Origin of the sequence: Lipingzhangella rawalii (assembly GCF_031628175.1) — a bacterium.
GTDB classification, from domain to species: domain Bacteria; phylum Actinomycetota; class Actinomycetes; order Streptosporangiales; family Streptosporangiaceae; genus Lipingzhangella_A; species Lipingzhangella_A rawalii.
In genome coordinates, this window is sequence record NZ_JAVLVT010000003.1 from 478,947 (window position 1) to 498,107 (window position 19,161).

Annotated in this window: 14 protein-coding genes; 7 read left to right on the forward strand and 7 right to left on the reverse strand. The window is 68.8% G+C overall.

Going from position 1 to position 19,161, the window contains the following annotated elements; translation table 11 throughout:
* Nucleotides 1-165: 165 nt before the first annotated feature.
* From RIF23_RS08885 to RIF23_RS08905, 5 genes are read right to left on the reverse strand one after another with little or no spacing between them, the layout of a single operon-like run.
* Nucleotides 166-1,467 carry a DUF58 domain-containing protein gene (locus RIF23_RS08885; protein WP_310911923.1) on the reverse strand — a complete coding sequence of 434 codons (1,302 nt, stop codon included), beginning with the start codon at nucleotides 1,465-1,467 and terminating at the stop codon, nucleotides 166-168.
* Between the two features lie 36 nt (nucleotides 1,468-1,503).
* Nucleotides 1,504-2,487 (reverse strand): AAA family ATPase, encoded by a 984-nt coding sequence (locus tag RIF23_RS08890; RefSeq protein WP_310911924.1) that lies wholly within the window; start codon nucleotides 2,485-2,487, stop codon nucleotides 1,504-1,506.
* Nucleotides 2,484-3,809 carry a DUF4350 domain-containing protein gene (locus RIF23_RS08895; protein WP_310911925.1) on the reverse strand — a complete coding sequence of 442 codons (1,326 nt, stop codon included), beginning with the start codon at nucleotides 3,807-3,809 and terminating at the stop codon, nucleotides 2,484-2,486. Before RIF23_RS08895 ends, RIF23_RS08890 begins: the two co-directional genes overlap by 4 nt.
* On the reverse strand, nucleotides 3,809-4,504 hold the full coding sequence (locus RIF23_RS08900; RefSeq protein WP_310911926.1) for a DUF4129 domain-containing protein: 696 nt from the start codon (nucleotides 4,502-4,504) through the stop codon (nucleotides 3,809-3,811). Before RIF23_RS08900 ends, RIF23_RS08895 begins: the two co-directional genes overlap by 1 nt.
* Nucleotides 4,504-5,487 carry a glycerophosphoryl diester phosphodiesterase membrane domain-containing protein gene (locus RIF23_RS08905; RefSeq protein WP_310911927.1) on the reverse strand — a complete coding sequence of 328 codons (984 nt, stop codon included), beginning with the start codon at nucleotides 5,485-5,487 and terminating at the stop codon, nucleotides 4,504-4,506. Before RIF23_RS08905 ends, RIF23_RS08900 begins: the two co-directional genes overlap by 1 nt.
* Before the next feature lie 1,072 nt (nucleotides 5,488-6,559).
* Between RIF23_RS08905 and mtrA the strand changes: the two genes are divergently transcribed.
* The 5 genes from mtrA to hpf all read left to right on the forward strand — a co-directional run bounded on the left by mtrA (nucleotide 6,560) and on the right by hpf (nucleotide 13,505).
* Nucleotides 6,560-7,237, forward strand: coding sequence for an MtrAB system response regulator MtrA (mtrA, locus tag RIF23_RS08910; protein ID WP_310911928.1), 678 nt, complete (start codon nucleotides 6,560-6,562; stop codon nucleotides 7,235-7,237).
* 21 nt (nucleotides 7,238-7,258) lie between these two features.
* Nucleotides 7,259-8,974, forward strand: a complete 1,716-nt coding sequence (mtrB, locus tag RIF23_RS08915; RefSeq protein ID WP_310911929.1) for an MtrAB system histidine kinase MtrB — start codon at nucleotides 7,259-7,261, stop codon at nucleotides 8,972-8,974.
* Between the two features lie 35 nt (nucleotides 8,975-9,009).
* Nucleotides 9,010-10,827: an LpqB family beta-propeller domain-containing protein gene (locus tag RIF23_RS08920; protein WP_310911930.1), complete on the forward strand. Its 1,818-nt coding sequence runs from the start codon at nucleotides 9,010-9,012 to the stop codon at nucleotides 10,825-10,827.
* A 598-nt stretch (nucleotides 10,828-11,425) separates the two neighbouring features.
* Complete coding sequence (locus RIF23_RS08925; RefSeq protein ID WP_310911931.1) at nucleotides 11,426-12,112, forward strand: ComF family protein; 687 nt, start codon at nucleotides 11,426-11,428, stop codon at nucleotides 12,110-12,112.
* Between the two features lie 643 nt (nucleotides 12,113-12,755).
* The gene (gene hpf, locus RIF23_RS08930) at nucleotides 12,756-13,505 is read left to right on the forward strand and encodes a ribosome hibernation-promoting factor, HPF/YfiA family (protein WP_310911932.1); all 750 of its coding nucleotides are present in this window, start codon (nucleotides 12,756-12,758) and stop codon (nucleotides 13,503-13,505) included.
* 129 nt (nucleotides 13,506-13,634) lie between these two features.
* Here the strand turns inward: hpf and RIF23_RS08935 are convergent, their stop codons facing one another.
* Nucleotides 13,635-13,985, reverse strand: a complete 351-nt coding sequence (locus tag RIF23_RS08935; RefSeq protein ID WP_310911933.1) for a hypothetical protein — start codon at nucleotides 13,983-13,985, stop codon at nucleotides 13,635-13,637.
* A gap of 272 nt (nucleotides 13,986-14,257) precedes the next feature.
* On the opposite strand from RIF23_RS08935, the gene secA reads away from it, so the two are divergent.
* On the forward strand, nucleotides 14,258-17,140 hold the full coding sequence (secA, locus tag RIF23_RS08940; protein ID WP_310911934.1) for a preprotein translocase subunit SecA: 2,883 nt from the start codon (nucleotides 14,258-14,260) through the stop codon (nucleotides 17,138-17,140).
* Nucleotides 17,141-17,189: 49 nt separating this feature from the next.
* On the opposite strand, the gene RIF23_RS08945 is transcribed toward secA, so the two are convergent.
* Nucleotides 17,190-17,969 (reverse strand): GntR family transcriptional regulator, encoded by a 780-nt coding sequence (locus tag RIF23_RS08945; RefSeq protein ID WP_310912117.1) that lies wholly within the window; start codon nucleotides 17,967-17,969, stop codon nucleotides 17,190-17,192.
* A 151-nt stretch (nucleotides 17,970-18,120) separates the two neighbouring features.
* On the opposite strand from RIF23_RS08945, the gene RIF23_RS08950 reads away from it, so the two are divergent.
* Nucleotides 18,121-19,143: an SIS domain-containing protein gene (locus RIF23_RS08950; RefSeq protein ID WP_310912118.1), complete on the forward strand. Its 1,023-nt coding sequence runs from the start codon at nucleotides 18,121-18,123 to the stop codon at nucleotides 19,141-19,143.
* Nucleotides 19,144-19,161 lie beyond the last annotated feature (18 nt).

A 19,161-nucleotide genomic window follows, 5' to 3' on the forward strand; every position in this document is an offset into this window, starting at 1 on the left:
CTGGGCGGGTGACATTCGCGTGGGTACAGCGTCTGGGGCGCCCCCCACGCTGCTACGGGTACGCAATGGCGCGTGGGGCTGGGAACGGCTGATGGGGTGGTGCGCGGCAGGAACCGTGCGCGGGGCGCCCCCGGAGAGCAGCGTTGTCGTCGCCCCAGCTCCGATCTAGAGACGTCCGGCGGCCTTCAGCGCGATATAGGCATCTGCCAGGGCCGGAGCTAGGTGCTCGGGATCAGCATCCACCACCTCGACACCGTGTCGCCGGAGCTCCGCGGTGACCCGGCGGCGCTGCACCCGGGTGCGTTCGGCCGCCGCGGCGGAGTACACGGCGCGGGCGTCTCCACGGCCCGTCGCCATCTCGGCCACGGCGGGGTCGGCCACCGAGGCCACCAGCACCAGGTGACGGGAGGTCAACGCCGGGAGCAGCGGCAGCAGCCCCTCCTCCATGGCGGCCGCGTTGAGGTCCGTCAACAGCACCACCAGCTGCCGTCCCTGGTCCCGGCCCCCCAGAATCGTGGAGACCAGCCCCTGAGCGTCCGACTCCACCAGGGCCGGCTCCAACGGGGCCATGGCCTGGACGAGCGTGGACATCGACATGGACCGGCCCCGGGAGGACACTCGGGCCCGCGGGTGTCGATCATAGGCCAGCAGCCCGGTGTGATCACCCGCGCGGGAGGCGAGCGCAGCCAGCAACAGCGCGGCATCCATCGAGTGATCGAGGCGGGGGGTGTCGCCGACCCGCCCCGCGGAGGTGCGGCTGGTGTCCAGAACCAGCAGGATGCGCCGGTTGCGCTCCGGCCGCCAGGTACGAACCACGATGGACGAGCTCCGCGCGGTCGCCCGCCAGTCGATGGACCGCACATCATCGCCGGGAACATACTCCCGCAGGGAGTCGAATTCGCTGCCCTGCCCCCGGATCAGTGCACGCTGCTGCCCATCCAGCTCCCGCAGGCGTGCCAACTTGCCCGGAAGGTGGCGACGGCTGTGGAACGGGGGCAGGGCCCGCAGGCTGCCGGGAACCTGGTGGGTGCACTGGCGGGCGGCCAGCCCCAACGGTCCGTAGCTGCGCACCGTGACGCCGTGCGGGTGGTGGTCCCCGCGCCGGTTCGGGGTCAGCTCCGTAGCCATCCGGCGGCGGTCCCCCGGCGGGATGTGCAGCCGATGCGCACGAGGCTGCGGGTTGGAGCTGGGAGGCCACGCGTCCCGCACCCGCGCGCGCAGGGTGCGGGCCCCGGGATTGGTGACCTGCACCTCGGTGGTGACGCTGTCCCCCAGACGCACCGAGGTCTCGCCACTGCGGGCGAAACCCAGGCTGCGTGGGCTGGCGGCCAGGCCGAGGTCCACGATCACCACCGCCACCAGCGCCGCGGTCAGGACCAGGACCACACCCCATCCCCAGCCGGCGGCCGCCCAGGCCAGCGGGACGCATCCGAGCGCCAGTAGCGTGGCCCGTCCCGTGAGAATCATGCGTTCCCCCTCGTGCGCCGTTCCTGACTCGCGTCCCTACCGGGGAACCGGAACGGACCGCAGAATGCCCTCCAACAGGCCGGTGGCGCTCGCCCCCTCCAACTCCGCCTCGGGGCGGAGGGCAACCCGATGGCCGAGCGTGGCGGGCGCCAACGCCTTGACGTCGTCGGGTGTGACGTAGTCCCGACCGGACAGCCACGCCCAGGCGCGGCTGGTCGCCAGAAGCGCGGTAGCTCCCCGCGGAGAGGCACCCAACTGGAGGGAGGCCGAGGAGCGGGTTGCCCGGCAGATATCGACGATGTAGCCCAGGACCTCGTTCGCCACGCTCACCTGCGCGACGTCCTCCCGTGCGGTGCGTAGCTCCGCAGCGCCGGCGACGGCCTGGATCTCCGCCGTAACCAGGTTTCCCGGGTCGAATCCCGTGGCGTGGCGGCTCAGGATGTCGATCTCCTGCTCCCGCTGGGGCAGGTGCACGTCGAGTTTCAGGAGGAAGCGGTCGAGTTGCGCCTCGGGAAGCGGATAGGTGCCCTCGTACTCCACCGGATTCTGGGTCGCCGCGACGAGGAACGGGTCGGGAAGCGCCAGGGGCTTGCCCTCGACGGAGACCTGGCGTTCCTCCATCGCTTCGAGCAGAGAGGCCTGGGTCTTGGGCGGCGTGCGGTTGATCTCGTCGGCGAGCAGCAGGTTGGTGAAGACCGGACCCTCGTGGAACTCGAAACGCGCGGTTCGGGAGTCATAGATCTGCGATCCGGTCACGTCACCGGGCATGAGATCCGGGGTGAACTGCACCCGTGTCGACTCCAGGGACAGCGCGGTGGACAGGGTCCGGACCAGCAGTGTCTTGGCGACTCCCGGGACCCCTTCCAGGAGTACGTGTCCGCGGCACAGCAGTGCGACCACGAGACCCGTCACCGTCTCCTCCTGGCCCACTACCGCTTTGGCGACCTCCGAACGCAGGGCGACCAGGGACTCGCGTGCCTGCTGCGGCGTGGGCGCGTCCGATGTGGATGGTGCGGTCAACGGCGTACCTCTCTCTCCAGGGCGTCCAGTTCGTCGGCGAGCCGGACGAGGGCGGTGTCAGTGTCGGCGCGGGCCCCGGTCGCGTCGGCCAGCGACCCGTACAGCAGGTGATGCACCGTCTGGGGATCCCGGCCACTCCGTTCCGCGACTGTGGCGGCCACGGCGGTGGTGTCCGTCTCGGAGCCGGTGTCCATCCCGAGGAGGGGGCGCAACCGGTCCAGCGTGGCGGTGCGTAGCGCTGCGGCTGCCTGATCGCGTGCCCGACGTGCCTCGTACAGTCGGGCACGCCCCTCCGTGGTCTCCGCCGCCCGAACCACCACGGGCAGCCGCTCGACAACCAGCGGCCCCAGCCGACGGGAGCGCCACAGCACCAGCACCGCGAGTGCGACGGTGAGCTGTACGGTCGCCAGGTACACCCCCGAGGGCAGCAGGTCCCACACCGAGGCGGTGCCGTCCGGGGGCGTCGCCGGATCCGGGTACAGCCACACGACTCGGTCGTGCTGGGTCAGGAGGTTCAGCCCGAGTGCGGCATTGCCGTCCGTGGTGAGCTCCGCGTTGCGCAGCGGATCGCCGCTGCCGAGCACGGTGGTGTCCGCTGCGGCGGATGCGCTGGGGTCGGCACTGTCGCCGGAACCGGGAAGGTGCAGCAACATCGCTCCACCGCCGGCGGGGTAGCACTCTTCGACCGCGGCGTGGTCCCGTCCATCGGCGCCATCGTCCGCGGCACCGTTGGCGGCCGGGTCCGCATCCGGCGACGGCGGCGACGACGACACTGCCAGCAACGATCCTTCCATCGTGGTGCTGCCGGCGGCCTGGGCGGCGGGGAGCTCGCAGTCCGCGTCGCGGGGGCCACGGGTGTCCCCGGTGATGTCGATGCCCGGGGTCGTCGTATGCAGGAGGGATATGGGGGGTTCGACGATGAGGCGGTTCGTCGGAAGCTCGGCGAGCCGCTGCGCCTCCTCCGTGGTCAACAGGTGCCCGTTGACCAGCACCACCAGGGTGTCTGTGTCTGCGGCTGTTTCCCCGTCCGCGGGTTGGGACTCGTCGGCCTCGGTGAGTGCCGCCTCGGCCGCGGCCATCCGGGAAACCGTCTCGACCTCGGTTCCCTGGTCGCGGGCGAGCTCCAGTATGGCTCTGCTCCCGTCCGGATCGGGTGAGTCCGGATTCAGGTCACCGACCGGCCTCGGGGTGGCGCCGAGCGATACCACCACCCCCAGAACCGCCAGGACCAGTAGGAACACCACCGGGCCACGCCAAGGCCGCAGTCGCGCTGCCAGGCTCGGAGTCAGCGGCTGGGACTGCGTGGGGGGACTCGGGACCATTACGACCGTCCCTCGTTCGACGATGTGGGAGCCGATGTCGACGCTGGCACCGCCGCGGACGCTATCCGCGTGTCCCGCAGCGCCTCGTCCAGCTGGGTCACCTGGGTGTAGTCCTCGATGGTGGCGGAGCGGTGTCCGTAGGTGACCTCGTTGAACACGCGGGCAGCGGTGTGCAGGGCCGGCGCGTGCTCGGGGAGCTCGGCGGCGAGTTCGTTTGCCAGTTCGGTGGCGGTGCGGCCGGGGCGGATCTGGATGAGCGCCCGCTCCTCGGCATCGCGGTTGATCGCGCGGATCCGTTCGCGGACCGCTGCGGCGGCGCGCCCCGCTGCCGCGTGCTCGGTGGCGTTGCGTCGATGCTGATCGGCGGTCGTTGCGGACTCCGTCCGGTCAAGGACCGCAGTACGACGGGATCGCGGCGACGGTCCGAGATAGACCAGCAGGGCAACGACCAGTGCGGCGAGGAGGACCAGCAGCGGCGCCAGGGTCCACCATCCGCCCGGCACTGTGGCAACCACGCCTTCGGTGAGGCGTGCCAGCCAGGTTAGGACCAGATCCCACAGTCGCTCCACCAGGGAGGGCTCGTGCTCGGCGTAGATCGGCCTGGCCAGTTCCTCACGCGCGAGTCGTCGTGCCTCCTGGCGACCAGTACCTGAGGCGTCGGCAAGGAACGCGACAGCGCCAGCCCCGATAGGCATCACCGCCCCCAGCCGCCGCTCGGAGACGCGGTGCTCGGCACCGCGTAGATCTCCTCGATACGTGTCTCGGTGCTGTCACCCTGGGCGGTTTGGAGCCGCAGGTCCAGCCCTTCCCGCCGGATCCGACGGTCCACGTAGAGCAGAGCGGTGACCCCCACCGTGAACGGGGTGGTCAGCGCGAGGAGAAGCAGCGTCCCCAGGAACAGGAGAGCGGAGGCGACGACGGCGGCCCAGGCGGTGTCGGCTCCGAGGAAGAGGACCGCGGCGGCGCCCAGGGAGAACGGTGTCATGAGAATCTCGGTGACCAGGAAGATCAGTAGTTCCGCGAGGAGAAGGATCCCGAAGATGCGCCACCAGCTGCCGGCGGTGAGATTCCAGGAACGGCCGAGTGCGCGCAGGGGGCCGGCCCGCTCCAGCACCACTGCCGGCAAGGCGAGGGCGAACCGGACATAGAGCCAGACCCCGAGCCCGACGGTGGCCGCGGCCCCGACCAGACCGAGAATCACACCGAGTATCTGATCCACGGCCGTGGCAACGACCACCCCGACCATGATCGCGGCCGCCACCGCGGCAAGCCACACCACCGAGGCGACGAGAACCAGGCCCACCACACCGAAAACCGCTGGAAGGCGGCCCCGTGCGGCCTCCCAGGCCTGGCCCATCGACACGGTGCGTCCCAGGACGGCGCTGCCCACCACCACGGTCAGTAGCCCCACCAGCACGAGCCGCCCGAGGATCTCCAGGAGTGCTCCCCCGTAGCTGAGCCCCAAACCGGCGGTCGGCATCGTGTCGAGTTCCTCGGCGGCCATCGGATCGACCATGATCTGGCGCATCACGCCGAAAAACTCGTCCATCACCGCGGTGAAGGCGATGGCCTGAACCAGACTCGCCACGGCCATGACCAACACGGCCAGGCCAAGAGTCGCCTTGGGGTTGCGCCGGATGTAGGTGAACGCCCCGTTGAGGATGTCGCCCAGCGACATGGGGCGCAGGGCGACAATCCCGGTCCGGGTGCCGGAAGGGTGCTGGTGCGGCGGTGGCCCGTAGCGGCCGAACGACCCATGCGGCCCGGCGGGGCCGCCCGTTGGTGGCCCGCCCGGCGGCGGAGCCCATCCGCCGGGGGAGCCGAATGCTGTGGCGCCTGTGGTGGCGTTGGCCGGGGAGGGTGGGACGGCCGCCCCGCTTCCGGGGGCCTGCCACCCGCCGGAACGCGACGTCGGCTCATCCTCCCCCGTCGGATCCGGCGGCTGTTCGGTGGAGTCGGAGCCGCCAGTGGCGGGGTCGCGAGGCGCGGCTGCGTGCTCGCCACTGCCCGGAGCTCGCCACCCGTGGCTGTCCCCCTGACTCACTACTGCCTCCCAAACTCGACTGTGGCCGGTGTATGACGGCCCGTTGACCCCGTCCCGCGTCGATGCCACGGCGTCGACCGGATGGGCCGGACCGCGCGGCACGCCTGGGTGACGCGGCCCGCGGGCCTGCCGCCTCCAGCAGCCGACGGCCGCAGCAGGGCCGTAAGGGTGGGAACGACAACGCGTCCCCTACGCTACCGGTAGGTCTCGGGCGGTCCTCTCCGGCCGACGGTGCGGTCTTGGGCGTCCGTGCTGAGGATCGGGTCGCGGTGCCGGGAGACGATCCGGGGCCACGGAGATTTGCCACGCGGCGGCCCGATCGCTTATCCGGTTCTTACTCGTGGTCAACTACCGTCCGCGCCCTTTGTATGCTTTCGTTATCTTGGAGGTAGTTCCCCGGATAACACGAACGTCCGTCCAGAGGATTGGTGGGGCCAGCCGGGCGGATAGGGGAACAGGGCAAGGACAGCCGGATACGGACCGGAGGCGTTGGCGATCTGGGGCCGCTGGTGGTCAGCGCCAGTTCCACCAACGCTGTAACGGAGTCCCCGGCCACGAGGGGAGGCTCGGCTGTGGTCGAGACAACGCGACGGTGGCTGCGGAGTTCGGCAGGATCATCAGATGTGCCACCCACGTGTCGGGAAAGGAGCAGGCGCCCCATCCGGTCGCGTGAACGCCACGTGTGCCGGTGGCGCCGGACTGGTCAATGAAGGGACGCGTGCTGGTCGTCGATGACGACCTCGCTCTGGCAGAGATGCTGGGGATTGTCCTGCGCGGCGAAGGTTTCGAGCCGACGTTCGTGCACGACGGGGACAAGGCATTGGAGGTGTTTCGGGAAACCAAGCCCGACCTCGTGCTCCTGGACCTGATGCTTCCCGGCGCGGACGGGATCGACGTGTGTCGACAGATCCGCGCGGAGTCGGGTGTGCCGATCGTGATGCTCACCGCCAAGAGCGACACGGTCGACGTCGTGCTCGGACTCGAGTCCGGCGCGGACGACTACATCGTCAAGCCGTTCAAACCCAAGGAGCTGGTGGCCCGGGTCCGGGTTCGGCTACGCCGCACCGAGGAGCCGGCGCCTGAGGTACTCCAGATCGGGGATATCACCATCGACGTTGCCGGACATTCGGTCCGCCGGGGATCGGAGCCGATCAGCCTCACCCCACTGGAGTTCGACCTGCTGGTGGCCCTGGCGCGCAAGCCCCGCCAGGTGTTCACCCGAGAGGTCCTCCTGGAACAGGTCTGGGGATACCGGCATGCCGCCGACACCCGCCTGGTCAACGTGCACGTCCAGCGGCTCCGAGCCAAGATCGAACGGGATCCGGAACATCCGGACGTGGTCGTGACCGTACGGGGTGTCGGATACAAGGCCGGCACGGCCTGAGGGGTGGTCGAGTCAGCCTCCGTGTCCACACCGGTTTCGGGGTCCGGCCACGAACCGGCCGGTTCTGGTGACGAATCGCGCCGGGCGGGCTGGCAGGCGTTCACCGAGCGGCTCCGCCAGGGGCACACGGCGGCGCAACGCGTGGCACGGCGGCTGGTCGCCACCGTGCACACGCGATGGCGACGCTCCCTCCAGCTGCGCGTCATCACCTCGACGCTGGCGATCTCCGCGACCGTGACCGCGGTGATCGGGTTCTTTCTGATGCAGGAGGTTCTGGGCGGGCTCCTGGACGCCAAACGTGACGCCGCACTCACCGACCATCAGGCTGGTCTCGACTATGCGGTCAGTGAGTTGCAGGGCACCGACGAGCCGGACCGTCAACTCGACCAGATCGCCCACGAACTCTCCGCCCGCAGCGGAGGAATGTACGAGGTGATGATCCTGCCGTCCCGGCGTGGCGCGTCCGGCCGGGTGAGCGGGGGCATATCGGAAGCCAGCGTTCCCCAGCAGCTGCGGGAGGAGGTCCACGACAGTCCGGAACTGGAACAGCAGTACTACCGCTACACGGAGATCGAGGACGGCCCCGAGGGGCCCGTACCGGGCCTGGTGGTGGGGGCTCGGCTGTCCACGGCGCTGGAGTTCTACTACGTCTATCCGTTGGACCATGAGCAGGAGATGCTCGCCTTGGTGCAACGGACCATGCTCGGTTCTGCCGCGGCGCTGCTGTTGCTGCTCGCAGCCATCGCCTCGCTGGTCACCCGGCAGGTGGTCATTCCGGTTCGCCGTGCCGCACGGTCCGCGGAACGCCTCTCCTCCGGGGAGCTCTCGGAGCGCATGCAGGTGCGAGGCGAGGATGACCTCGCGCGCTTGGCCGTGTCGTTCAACGACATGGCCGGCAACCTCCAGGAGAAGATCCAGGAGCTGGAGGAACTGTCCAAGGTGCAGCGCCAGTTCGTCTCGGACGTTTCCCACGAGCTGAGGACGCCCCTCAGCACGATCCGGATGGCCGGCGATCTGCTGTACCAGGAGAAGGAGGAGCTGGACTCCTCCATGCGTCGCCCGGTGGAGTTGCTGCACAGCCAGCTGTACCGGTTCGAGGAACTCCTCGGGGATCTGCTGGAGATCAGCCGGCACGATGCCGGAGCGGCGACGCTGTCCATCGAGTCCGCGGATATTCGCGATGTCGTGATGCGGGCCGTGGGCGACGCCGAACAGATCGCCGAACGGCGAGGGATCAAGGTGGTGCTCCGCCTACCCACCGAACCCTGCACCGCCGAGTTCGACATGCGGCGGATCGGGAGGATTCTGCGCAACCTGATCGTGAATGCGATCGAGCACAGTGAGGGCAAGGATGTCATCGTGACGGCGGCCGGCGACAGCGACAGCGTGGCCGTGGCCGTACGCGACTTCGGGGTGGGGCTCCGCGCGGGGGAGGAGCACCAGTGCTTCGACCGGTTCTGGCGAGCCGACCCGGCTCGGACCCGCACGACGGGAGGAACCGGCTTGGGGCTGTCGATCGCGCGGGAGGACGCACTGCTGCACGGTGGCTGGTTGCAGGCCTGGGGATCCCCGGGGAAGGGATCGCAGTTCCGACTGACGCTGCCACGTCGCTCGGGAACGGAACTCCGCGGTTCCCCCCTGCCCCTGGCGCCTCCGGAGACCGGTGCCGGGCGTCCCCGGCCCGTGGCGCGCGATGGTGAGGACACCCCGACCGGAGGGGAGGTGACCGAGGCGTGAGCCGTGGCCAGGGCAGGAGTCCGTGGAGCCGTGGAGTGAGTGCGCTGGTGGCGGTCGTCCTTCTCGGAGGCTGCGCCTCCATTCCCACTGACAGTCCCGTGTACCCGGGGGAGGGGCAGGACGACGGCGGAGCGCAGGGCGACCCCTACGTTCGACTCATCCCCGTTCCGCCGCGTCCCGGCGCGGGCGAGACCGACCTCGTGCGTGACTTCCTGTCCTCGATGGGTAGCTTTGAGGATGACCACGGGGCCGCCCGGGCCTATCTCACCCCCGAACGTGAGGCCGAATGGGACCCGGACGGTACGGCGCTGGTCTACGACGAACGCGGCACAGTGGACATCGAGCTCGTGGACGGGGCCAGTGACCCGGCGGGGGACGACGAGGCAGCGGCGAGCGCGCAGGTCCGCATGGAGGCGACCCGCACCGCCACGATCAACGCCGACGGACGTTTCGTTCCCGCGGGTGACGATGACCTCCTCGAGGTGACGTTCCGGCTGCGTCAGGTCGACGGGGAGTGGCGTATCGACGAACTGCCGGAGAACCTCATTCTGTCCGGTCAGGCGGTCGACCGGGTGTACCGTTCCCTGAATCTCTACTTCCTCAACCCCGAGGAGAGCATGGTGGTTCCGGACACCGTGCTGCTGCCCGGACATGTCACCAGCAATCTGGCCGACCAGCTGGCCCGGCGGCTGGTGCAGGGGCCGACCAGCTGGCTCGAGCCGGCTGTGTACACGGCATTTCCCGAGGACACGACCGCGGACACGGCCTACCAGGCAGGTACGCTCACCGTGGATCTCAGCCCCGCGGCCGCGATGACGAGCGAGGACGAACGTTTCGGGATGGCGGCCCAGCTCGCCTGGACTTTCCGTCAGGTTCCCGAGGTTCAGGAGCTGCGCCTGCGTATCGCAGGTGAGGATATGCAGATTCCGGGAGCGGACGGCGTCACCGTGGATGTGACCAGCGGACTCTGGGACTCCGTGGACCCCTCGGGTGGGCCGGGGGAGGACGCCCCAGGCCACGTCTATGTCACCCGGGACGGCGCCCTCCTCGCCATGGACGAGGACCAGGCAGAACATCCCGTCCCGGGAGCGGCCGGATCCGGCACCGGGATCGACCGGCACGCCGTGTCCATCACCGAAGACCGGGTTGCCGGTATCGACCCCGAGGCCCAGGAGGTCCGTGTGGCCCCGATGGTCAGTGACGGTGAGTACGGGACGGTCCTTGCCGGTTCGGACTTCCGGGCCCTGTCCTGGGACGGGGCTGGTGATCTGTGGGTGGCGGCGCGGCAGGAGCAATCTGTGGACGAGCCGGACGAGACCGAGCCGGACGTGGGCGGAGTTCCCGGCAGTGAGCTGTGGCTGCTGAACGACGGAACCGATCCGATCGAGGTCGACGTCCCGGAGCTGGACGGACGGATCGGAACCGCCACGGTGGAGCAGCTGCGCGTGGCCCGGGACGGGGTTCGAGCCGCGGTCGTGTTGGGGACCGAGGAGGGATCCCAACTCGCGGTCGGTCGCCTCGTGGAACGTGCCGACGGCCTGGAATTCGGGGAGTTGGTCCCGGTGGCCACGGAGTTCGAGGAGGTTACCGATGTCTCCTGGCGTGGGCCGGACCAGCTGGCCCTGCTGGGCCAGCACGAGGACAGCACTCCGCAGGCCTATCTCAGCCCCTCCGGTGGCGGCGGGCAGGCCACCAGTGCGGGGGCGGCCCCCGGAGTGGAGATGGAGACGATCACCGCCATGCCGAACCGCCCGCTGCTCGCCGGTGCGGACGACAACGAGATCTGGCTCACCGACGACCGGTTGACCTGGCTTCCCGCGGGGGAGGGCAGCGCCCCGACATATCCGGGCTAGGTCAGCCCCGAGATCGGTGTCGGGGATTGTACGGGTCCTGTTCGGCCCCCCGGGGGGCGGCTACGGTGCGCCCCCGCAGTCCCGTTGGTCGTCGTGCGGGGGTGGGCGTCCAGCGCCCGACGCCACCGCCGGCCGACACGGTGTCGGCGGCCGGGCTGCTACCGCTACCAGTACTCTTGTCCTGGGTATCGGAGGGTGCGGGGTTTGCCTGTGGCCTGTTCCGCGAACGCCCATCCGCATCTGGCGGGGCTGCGGCACGCCACGATCAACGCGGATGCGGAGCGGGTGCTGCGGTGGCTTCTGGGCGGATTGGGGCCAGGAGTGCGGGGACTCGGCAACGTCATGAATACCCGCGCTCCGGACGAACGCGGCATGTATCGGAATCACCGTCGAGGCGTCCGGCAGGCAAGCGCCCGAACCGCACCCGCCCATACCTGGCGGCACGATCCTCCCGACACGCTGCCCTTCGGATCTGGTGGGCGCGGCCCCAGCCGCTGGGGCCGCGCCCTGAACCGCAGCTGTTCGGTGCCCCGCGTGCGCTCCACAGTCCGGTCGCGCGGGGATGCGGCGCTCGGTCCGTGCGGTGCACCCTGGGTCCATGGCTGCACAGCCCCTGGCCGTGGCGTTGGACCATCTGCTGGCGTTGGTGCTGGGCCTGGGGTGTGCCGGGTGTGGCACCCGGGTCCGTCCCGTATGCGCGTCCTGTCGGGACGTGCTGCACCAGTCGCCGCGCCGGTGCGCGCCCAGAACGGGATGTCCGCCCCTGTGGGCATCCGGTCCCTACGCTGGCCGGGTTCGCCAGATCGTACTGGCCTATAAGCGGCGCGGCTACCGGGCGGTGGTGCCGGTTCTCGGGGCCGCATTGGCCGTGGTGCTGGTCGCGCAGGTTCGGCTCGTCAGTGTGCCCGGATCGCGGACGCCAACCCTGGTTCCGATTCCCGCACGTGGCGCCACCTACCGGCGTCTGGGCTATGACCCCGTCCTCGAGCTGGCCCGCGCCACGGCCGTGGCGGCTCGGGAGTACGGGTGGGAACCGCAGGTCGCACCGGTGCTGCGGCACCGCCGGCGAGTACGGAGCCAGCGAGGACTCGACGCGCGGAGTAGGCGGGCGAACCGTGCGGGTGCGATGACCCTACGCCGGGTGCCACCCACAGCCGGCGGCAGCGGAGAGGTGATTCTGGTCGATGACGTCGTGACCACCGGCGCGACCCTGGCCGAGGCGGCTCGGAAGCTGCGTGGGGCCGGCGTGACCGTGCACGCCGGCCTGCTGGTCGCCGCGCGGTAGCGGGGTATGTGCATCATTCGGGGGCGGGCAAAGGAAACTTTGCCCGCCCCCGGTCTGTCGGGCGTCGGCGGTCTCCGTCCTTTTCAGACCGGGAACATCGGCATGGATCTCGGCACATCCTCCTGACAACACAGTGATCACGGGCTACCGTTCGAGACATGGCACCCGTCCGGGTCCGTGGTTGCGTCGGGCGATGCGCTCCGCAGACGGAGGCATCGCCTGGCAAGCCGATGCCAGCCGCAGGCGAAACGGCCCACGTAAGGCGACTTCTCGTCGACCGATCACGGTGCGGCTTAGAGGTAAGTCCTGCCCCGGTCGTTGGACCAGATGTCCGACTGTTCTGGGAGAAGGGCAGTAGTGGTCAGTCAAGTCCGCGAACCCCTCAGCAGGCGGATGTGGGGACGAAGACCAGGTCGGCCGGACGGGTGCATCTCCTGGTCGTCGCTGGTGGTTGCGCACGTGATGTCTCGGCGCCGGCTGGGTATGTGCCTAGCCAGGCGAACACGCACCTCTGCCTGCACGACCCACCGGATCCAACCGTCAGAGAGGAGCCCTGCTACCACCCGCGCCCCACGAGTGGCGTGGGGCCACAACAGGAGCCTGGGCTGTCGACGCGCGATGGCCACGCTATGAAGGGGGACTTGTGGACATCATCGTCAAGGGCCGGCGTACCGGAGTCAGCGACAAGTTCCGGAAGCACGTCGAGACGAAGTTGGGCAAGCTCTCCAAGTGGGAGCAGAAGGGCATGAGCGTGGATGTGGAGGTGTCCAAGGAGCGCAACCCCAAGCTGGCCAGCCAGCGGGAGCGTGTCGAGTTGACCATCCACTCGAGCGGTCCCACGATCCGGGGTGAGGCTGCGGCGGACGATCGGTACGGCGCGTTCGACCTGGCGCTGGACCGGATCGAGGCACGCCTACGCAAAGCTGCGGACCGACGCAAAATCCATCGCGGAAACCGCGCCCCCGTCTCGGTGGCGGCGGCGACCGCGGAACTCGGGGGGCCGGCGTCGGCCGGGGCCACACTCGCTCCACCCATCCAGCGGGGCGGCACCCCAGAGTCGGACACGGCATCGGTGTCGCAACCGGCAACGTCCGGTAACGGTGCAGGGCGCGGCACCGCGGCCGGTGCGGACCGTGCCACCAACGAGGGCGCCGAGGAGTCCGACGACCGGGTCCACGAGGACATCGTCGAGTTGGAGACCCAGGGGGATGGCCCGGTCGTTGTGCGGGAGAAGCTGCACCGCGCGAAACCCATGACGATCGACCAGGCACTATTCGAGATGGAGCTGGTCGGGCACGACTTCTATCTGTTCCGGGACGAGGAGCGGGACACCCCGAGCGTGGTGTATCGCCGTAAGGGCTTCAACTACGGAGTGATCCGGCTCCTGGAGTAGCCGCGATCCGTCCGGTCCGCGACGACCAGCCCAGCCGTCGAGCGCGTTGGGGCGAAGTCCCCAACGCGCTCGACGGTCCCCGAGTCCCGGTCCCGCCGTCCGGTGCGACGGGGAGCGTGGACGCGCCGCTCAGCGCTGCCGTTCCACCTCACCCGGGGTCGCCTTGATCCGGTGCAGCGGGGTCGAATGCGGCTCTTCGGACTCTGCCCGCGGCGTGTCCAGGACGACGTCGGTGAAGATGTCGGACAGTGCGCCGACGACGCCACCGGCCACAATCAGGACCAGTCCGGCCGCGAGGAGCATTCCGGAAGGCCAAGCGACCATGGATACCCCGATCGCGACGAATCCGGCGCAGGCCAGTCCCACGGCCATCCACGAGCTTGCGCGTCCCCGGTGGTGTGCGGTCGGGGCCCAGGTTCCCCCCTCCCGCTGATGGCCGAGAATTCGGTGCATCACAGTGTGGATTGGTTGCTCGCTCATGGCATGCCTCCAATGGCCAGGGCATATATCGAGCGATAACCCCGATGTGGGGTGGCTAAACCCGAACATGGCGGCGGGGTGGTTGTCCGCGGCGGGTGTCGGGGCCTGCCCGTCGTTCGGTTTCGCCGGGATGGTGGGCTGTGCCCACGCTGGTCTGTGCGACTGGTGTCCTCGCCTACGATAGGTAGAACGGGAGCCGAACATTGCCGTGGCCGGACGGACAGTGTCCCGGCTCTGCCGGTGGGCCCCGATCGGCGAGGAGCGCATAAGAAGTGCCAGGCATACTCGACAAGGTCCTGCGTGCGGGCGAAGGCAAGGTTCTGCGCAAGCTGAAGCGGATCACACAGCAGGTCAACGCGATCGAGAACGACTTCTCCGAGCTTACTGACGCCGAGTTGCGCGAACTCACCGACGAGTACCGCAAACGGTGGGAGAACGGGGACGACACCCTGGACGACCTGCTGCCGGAGGCGTTCGCGACCGTTCGCGAGGCCGCGCAGCGCACCCTGGGCCACCGCCCGTTCGATGTGCAGATCATGGGCGGTGCCGCGCTGCACCAGGGAAACATCGCCGAGATGAAGACCGGTGAGGGCAAGACCCTCACATCGGTGCTGCCGGCGTATCTCAACGGGTTGACCGGTAAGGGTGTCCACATCGTCACCCCCAACGACTATCTCGCGCGCCGGGACGCGGAGAACATGGGGCGGATCCACCGCTTCCTCGGTCTCGACGTTGGGGTGATTTCCCCGGGGATCGAACGTGCGGAGCGGCGGGCTGCCTACGAGGCCGACATCACCTATGGCACGAACAACGAGTTCGGTTTCGACTACCTGCGCGACAACATGGCCCTGTCGTTGGAGAGTTGTGTCCAGCGGGGCCATAACTTCGTGATCGTCGATGAGGTGGACTCGATCCTCATCGACGAAGCGCGCACCCCGCTGATCATCAGTGGTCCGGCCGAGCACAACACCAAGTGGTATGTGGAGTTCGCCAAGATCGCGCCGCGGCTGGTCCGAGACGAGGACTACGAGGTCGACGAGAAGAAGCGCACCATCGGGATCACCGAGGCCGGTGTGGAGAAGGTGGAGGACTGGCTCGGTATTGACAACCTGTACGAGTCGGTCAACACACCGCTGATCAATTTCCTGAACAACGCGATCAAGGCCAAGGAACTGTACCGCCGGGACAAGGAGTACATCGTCAAGGACGGGGAGATCCTCGTCGTTGACGAGTTCACTGGGCGTATCCTGCGCGGGCGCCGCTACGGAGAGGGGATGCACCAGGCGATCGAGGCCAAGGAGAAGGTCACGATCAAGGCCGAGAACCAGACACTGGCCAAGGTCACCCTCCAGAACTACTTCCGGCTGTACGAGCGCCTCTCCGGAATGACGGGTACCGCCACCACCGAGGCCGCCGAGTTCAACAAGACCTACGGCATCGGGGTTGTGCCGATTCCGACCAACAAGCCGATGATCCGCATCGACCAGTCGGACATGATCTACAAGACCGAAGAGGCGAAGTTCGACGCGATTGTGGATGACATCGCGGAGCGTTACGAGGCCGGCCAGCCCGTGCTGGTGGGGACAACGAGTGTCGCGAAGTCGGAGGCGCTGTCCAAGCAGCTCAAGCAGCGTGCGATCGAGCACGAGGTCCTGAACGCGAAGAACCACGCCCGGGAGGCCTCCATCATCGCGCGGGCGGGCAAGAGGTCCGCGGTGACGGTCGCCACCAATATGGCCGGTCGTGGTACCGACATCATGCTCGGAGGCAACCCCGAGTTTATGGCCGATGAGGAGCTGCACGAGCGGGGGCTCTCCCCGTTGGAGACTCCGGAGGAGTACGAGGAGGCCTGGCCGGAGGCGCTCGCCAAGGCCCAGGCCGAGGTCGAGAGCGAGCATGAGCAGGTCGTCGAGACCGGTGGGCTGTACGTTCTGGGTACGGAGCGGCACGACTCCCGCCGGATCGACAACCAGCTGCGCGGCCGGTCGGGCCGACAGGGAGACCCGGGTGAGTCCCGGTTCTACCTCTCGCTGCGGGATGACCTGATGCGGCTCTTCCACAGCGGACGCATCGAGATGATCATGAACGGGCTGAACATGCCCGATGATCAGCCGATCGAGTCCAAGACGGTCAGCAAGGCCATCATGAGCGCGCAGAGCCAGGTGGAGCAGCAGAACTTCGAAGCGCGCAAGAACATCCTGAAGTACGACGAGGTGCTGAACCAGCAGCGCAAGGTGATCTACGCCGAGCGTCGTAAGGTGCTGGAGGGCACCGACCTCGCGGACCAGGTCCAGGAGATGATTGACGAGGTTCTCGGTGGGTACGTCGCCGAGGCGACCGCCGAGGGCGACGCCGAGGACTGGGACCTGGACCGGCTGTGGACCTCCTGCAAGGAGATCTACCCGGTCAGCTTCACGGTTGAGGAGCTGATCGAGGAGAACGGGGGCGAGCTCGGCGCCATCACTCCCGAGCTGCTCAACCACCGCCTGCGCGAAGACGCCCACGCGGCCTACCGGGCACGGGAGGAAGCGGTCGGCTCCGAGGTGATGCGGGAGGCGGAGCGGCGCATCATCCTCCAGGTGATGGACCGCAAGTGGCGAGAGCACCTCTACGAGATGGACTACCTGCAAGAGGGGATTGGCCTGCGGGCCGTGGCCCAGCGCAACCCGCTGATCGAGTACCAGCGGGAGGGCTACGACATGTTCATGCGGATGCTGGAGGGCATCAAGGAAGAGGCGATCGGCTACTTGTTCAACCTGGAGATCCAGGTCCGCAGGCAGCAGCCGGCCTCGACTGATGCGGAAGCCGGATCCGGGGCCGCGGCGTCGGGCCAGGAGGACGGGTCGGCCGCTGCCCCCGCCGTCGTTGTGGACTCGGACGACGACGGCGCCACGGACACGGGCCGGGACTCCGCAGAACCGGACAGCACAGACTCCGCAGCCCAGCCCACCGACGCCAGCGGCCTGGTGATCCCGGGGCTGGACCGGGGCCGTGCCACCGAGCTCCAGTACAGCGCGCCGGACGAGCAGGGTGGCGTGGAACGGCACAGTTCCAGCGAGGACTCCGGGGTGGAGAAGGTCTCGCGTAATGCGCCGTGCCCGTGCGGCTCGGGGAAGAAGTACAAGCGCTGCCACGGGGCCCCGACGTCGAGCTGAGCCCCGTGCGTACGGCTACTGGCGGGGGCGTGGCTCAGGCCACGCCCCCTCAGTCTGGGTGCGGAGCAACACGTGGGTCCAGGCGGGATCGGAGCTGGTAGCGGTCGGCCCGATAGGTGGAGGCGGCCAGCTCGACGCAGGTGCCGTTGGCGAACGAACGGCGCCGCAACAGCAGGACCGGACTGTTCGGGGCGAGCCCCAGCAGCCGGGTGTCGTTGGCGTCACACACCCCGGCTTCGATCACCTGCTCTCCGGAGTCCAGAATGAGCCCGTACTCCTCCTCCAACAGTTGGTAGAGGGAGCGTCCCGCCAGACTGCGGTGTTCCAAGCCCGGAGCGAGGTCCACGGGTACATGGCTGCGTTCGATCGCCATCGGCTCGCCGTCCGCGGTGCGGAGCCGTTCGATGGAGTGCACCGGACTTCCGGTGTCGATTCCGAGCATGCGTGCCAGGCTGGCCCTGGCCGGTGTCACCCCGCGCACCAGGTCCTCGGCGCCGGGCACGAATCCCCGGTTGCGCATGTCCTCGGTGAACGAGGTGAGTCGCAGCGGCATCTCGATCTTGGGGCGCGCGACGAAGGTTCCCTTTCCGGGAACCCGGTAGACCCGCCCTTCGCTGACCAGGGAATCGATGGTCTGGCGGACGGTCATCCGCGACAGCCCGTAGCGGATCCCCAGTTCCCGTTCGGAGGGCAGGGCGGTGTCCGGGGGTGGTGCCCCGGTCGTGTCGGTGTTCGTGGGGTCACGTTCTGCTCCGCCGTCCATCCATTCCATGAGGATGTCGCGGAGCTGTAGGTACTTGGGCACGGGGGTGTTCGGGTCGATTTCCAGCACGGTGCACTCCGGGGTGCGAATCAGTGTTCGACATATTGGTATAGTCCGGACTAGACCACCTCAGGGCACGTGATATCCGGGACGTGCCGTTGTGACGGCCGAAGGAGTGACCTCCAGGATGGCACCGAACAGTCACGGCTCCAGCACCATGGACGCCGAGATCGCCGAACAGCCCACGGCGCTGGACCGTACGCTGACGAGTCTGCTGCCGCAGATTCCCGAGATCGCGGCCCTGGCAGGTGAGACGCGCCAGGTCCTGTTCGTGGCCCGTGGGTCCTCGGACAACGCCGCTGTCTACGGCAGTTACCTCATCCAGGCGCATGCCGGCCGGCTGGCAACCCTGGCCTCACCGTCCATCGCCACGGCCTACGGCGCCAAGGTGGACCTCTCTGGGGTACTCGCTGTGGGCCTGTCCCAGTCCGGCCAAACCGAGGAGATCGTGGACACCATGCGGTGGGCCACATCCTGTGGCGCACGCACTCTGGCCGTGACGAACGGGCCCGGTTCGGCGCTGACCCAGGTGGCTGACGTGTCCCTGGTGACACAGGCCGGAACCGAGAAGGCCGTTCCGGCGACGAAGACCTACACCACGCAGCTCGCCGCCTTGGCCGTGCTCGCCTTGGGGCTGGGGGCCGATCTGCGCTCGGAGGAGTTGCGGGCGGTGCCCGAGGCGGTCTCGGCCCAGGTGGAGAACCCCGACCCGCGACTGGACGAGATCACCGAGTCCCTCGTCGGTAAGCCGGGCGTCGTGGTCTCCGGTCGGGGCATGGCCTTCTCCACGGCCCTGGAGGCGGCACTCAAGCTCAAGGAAGCCTGCTACCTGCACGCGATGGGACTCTCCTACGCCGACCTCCTGCACGGCCCGATCGCTGTGGTGGACGAGCAGACGCCCGCGATCCTGGTCGCCGCCAATGACGGTCCGACCCTCTCCGGAACGGCCGCACTGGCGCGGCGGGTCACGGATGCGGGAGCGGCCGCCTACGGCATTGGTGGGGGATCCTCCCTGGCTGCGGAGTGCAATGCGGCGGTTTCCGGGCCCGAGCTTCCGGAGTGGCTCGCTCCGCTCGGCCTGATCGTTCCGGCGCAGATCCTCACCGAGCGGCTCGCACGCCGCCTCGGCTATGACCCGGACGCCCCACGCGGACTCGGTAAGGTCACCCAGACCGGATAGCGCGCCCGACGTCTCGGG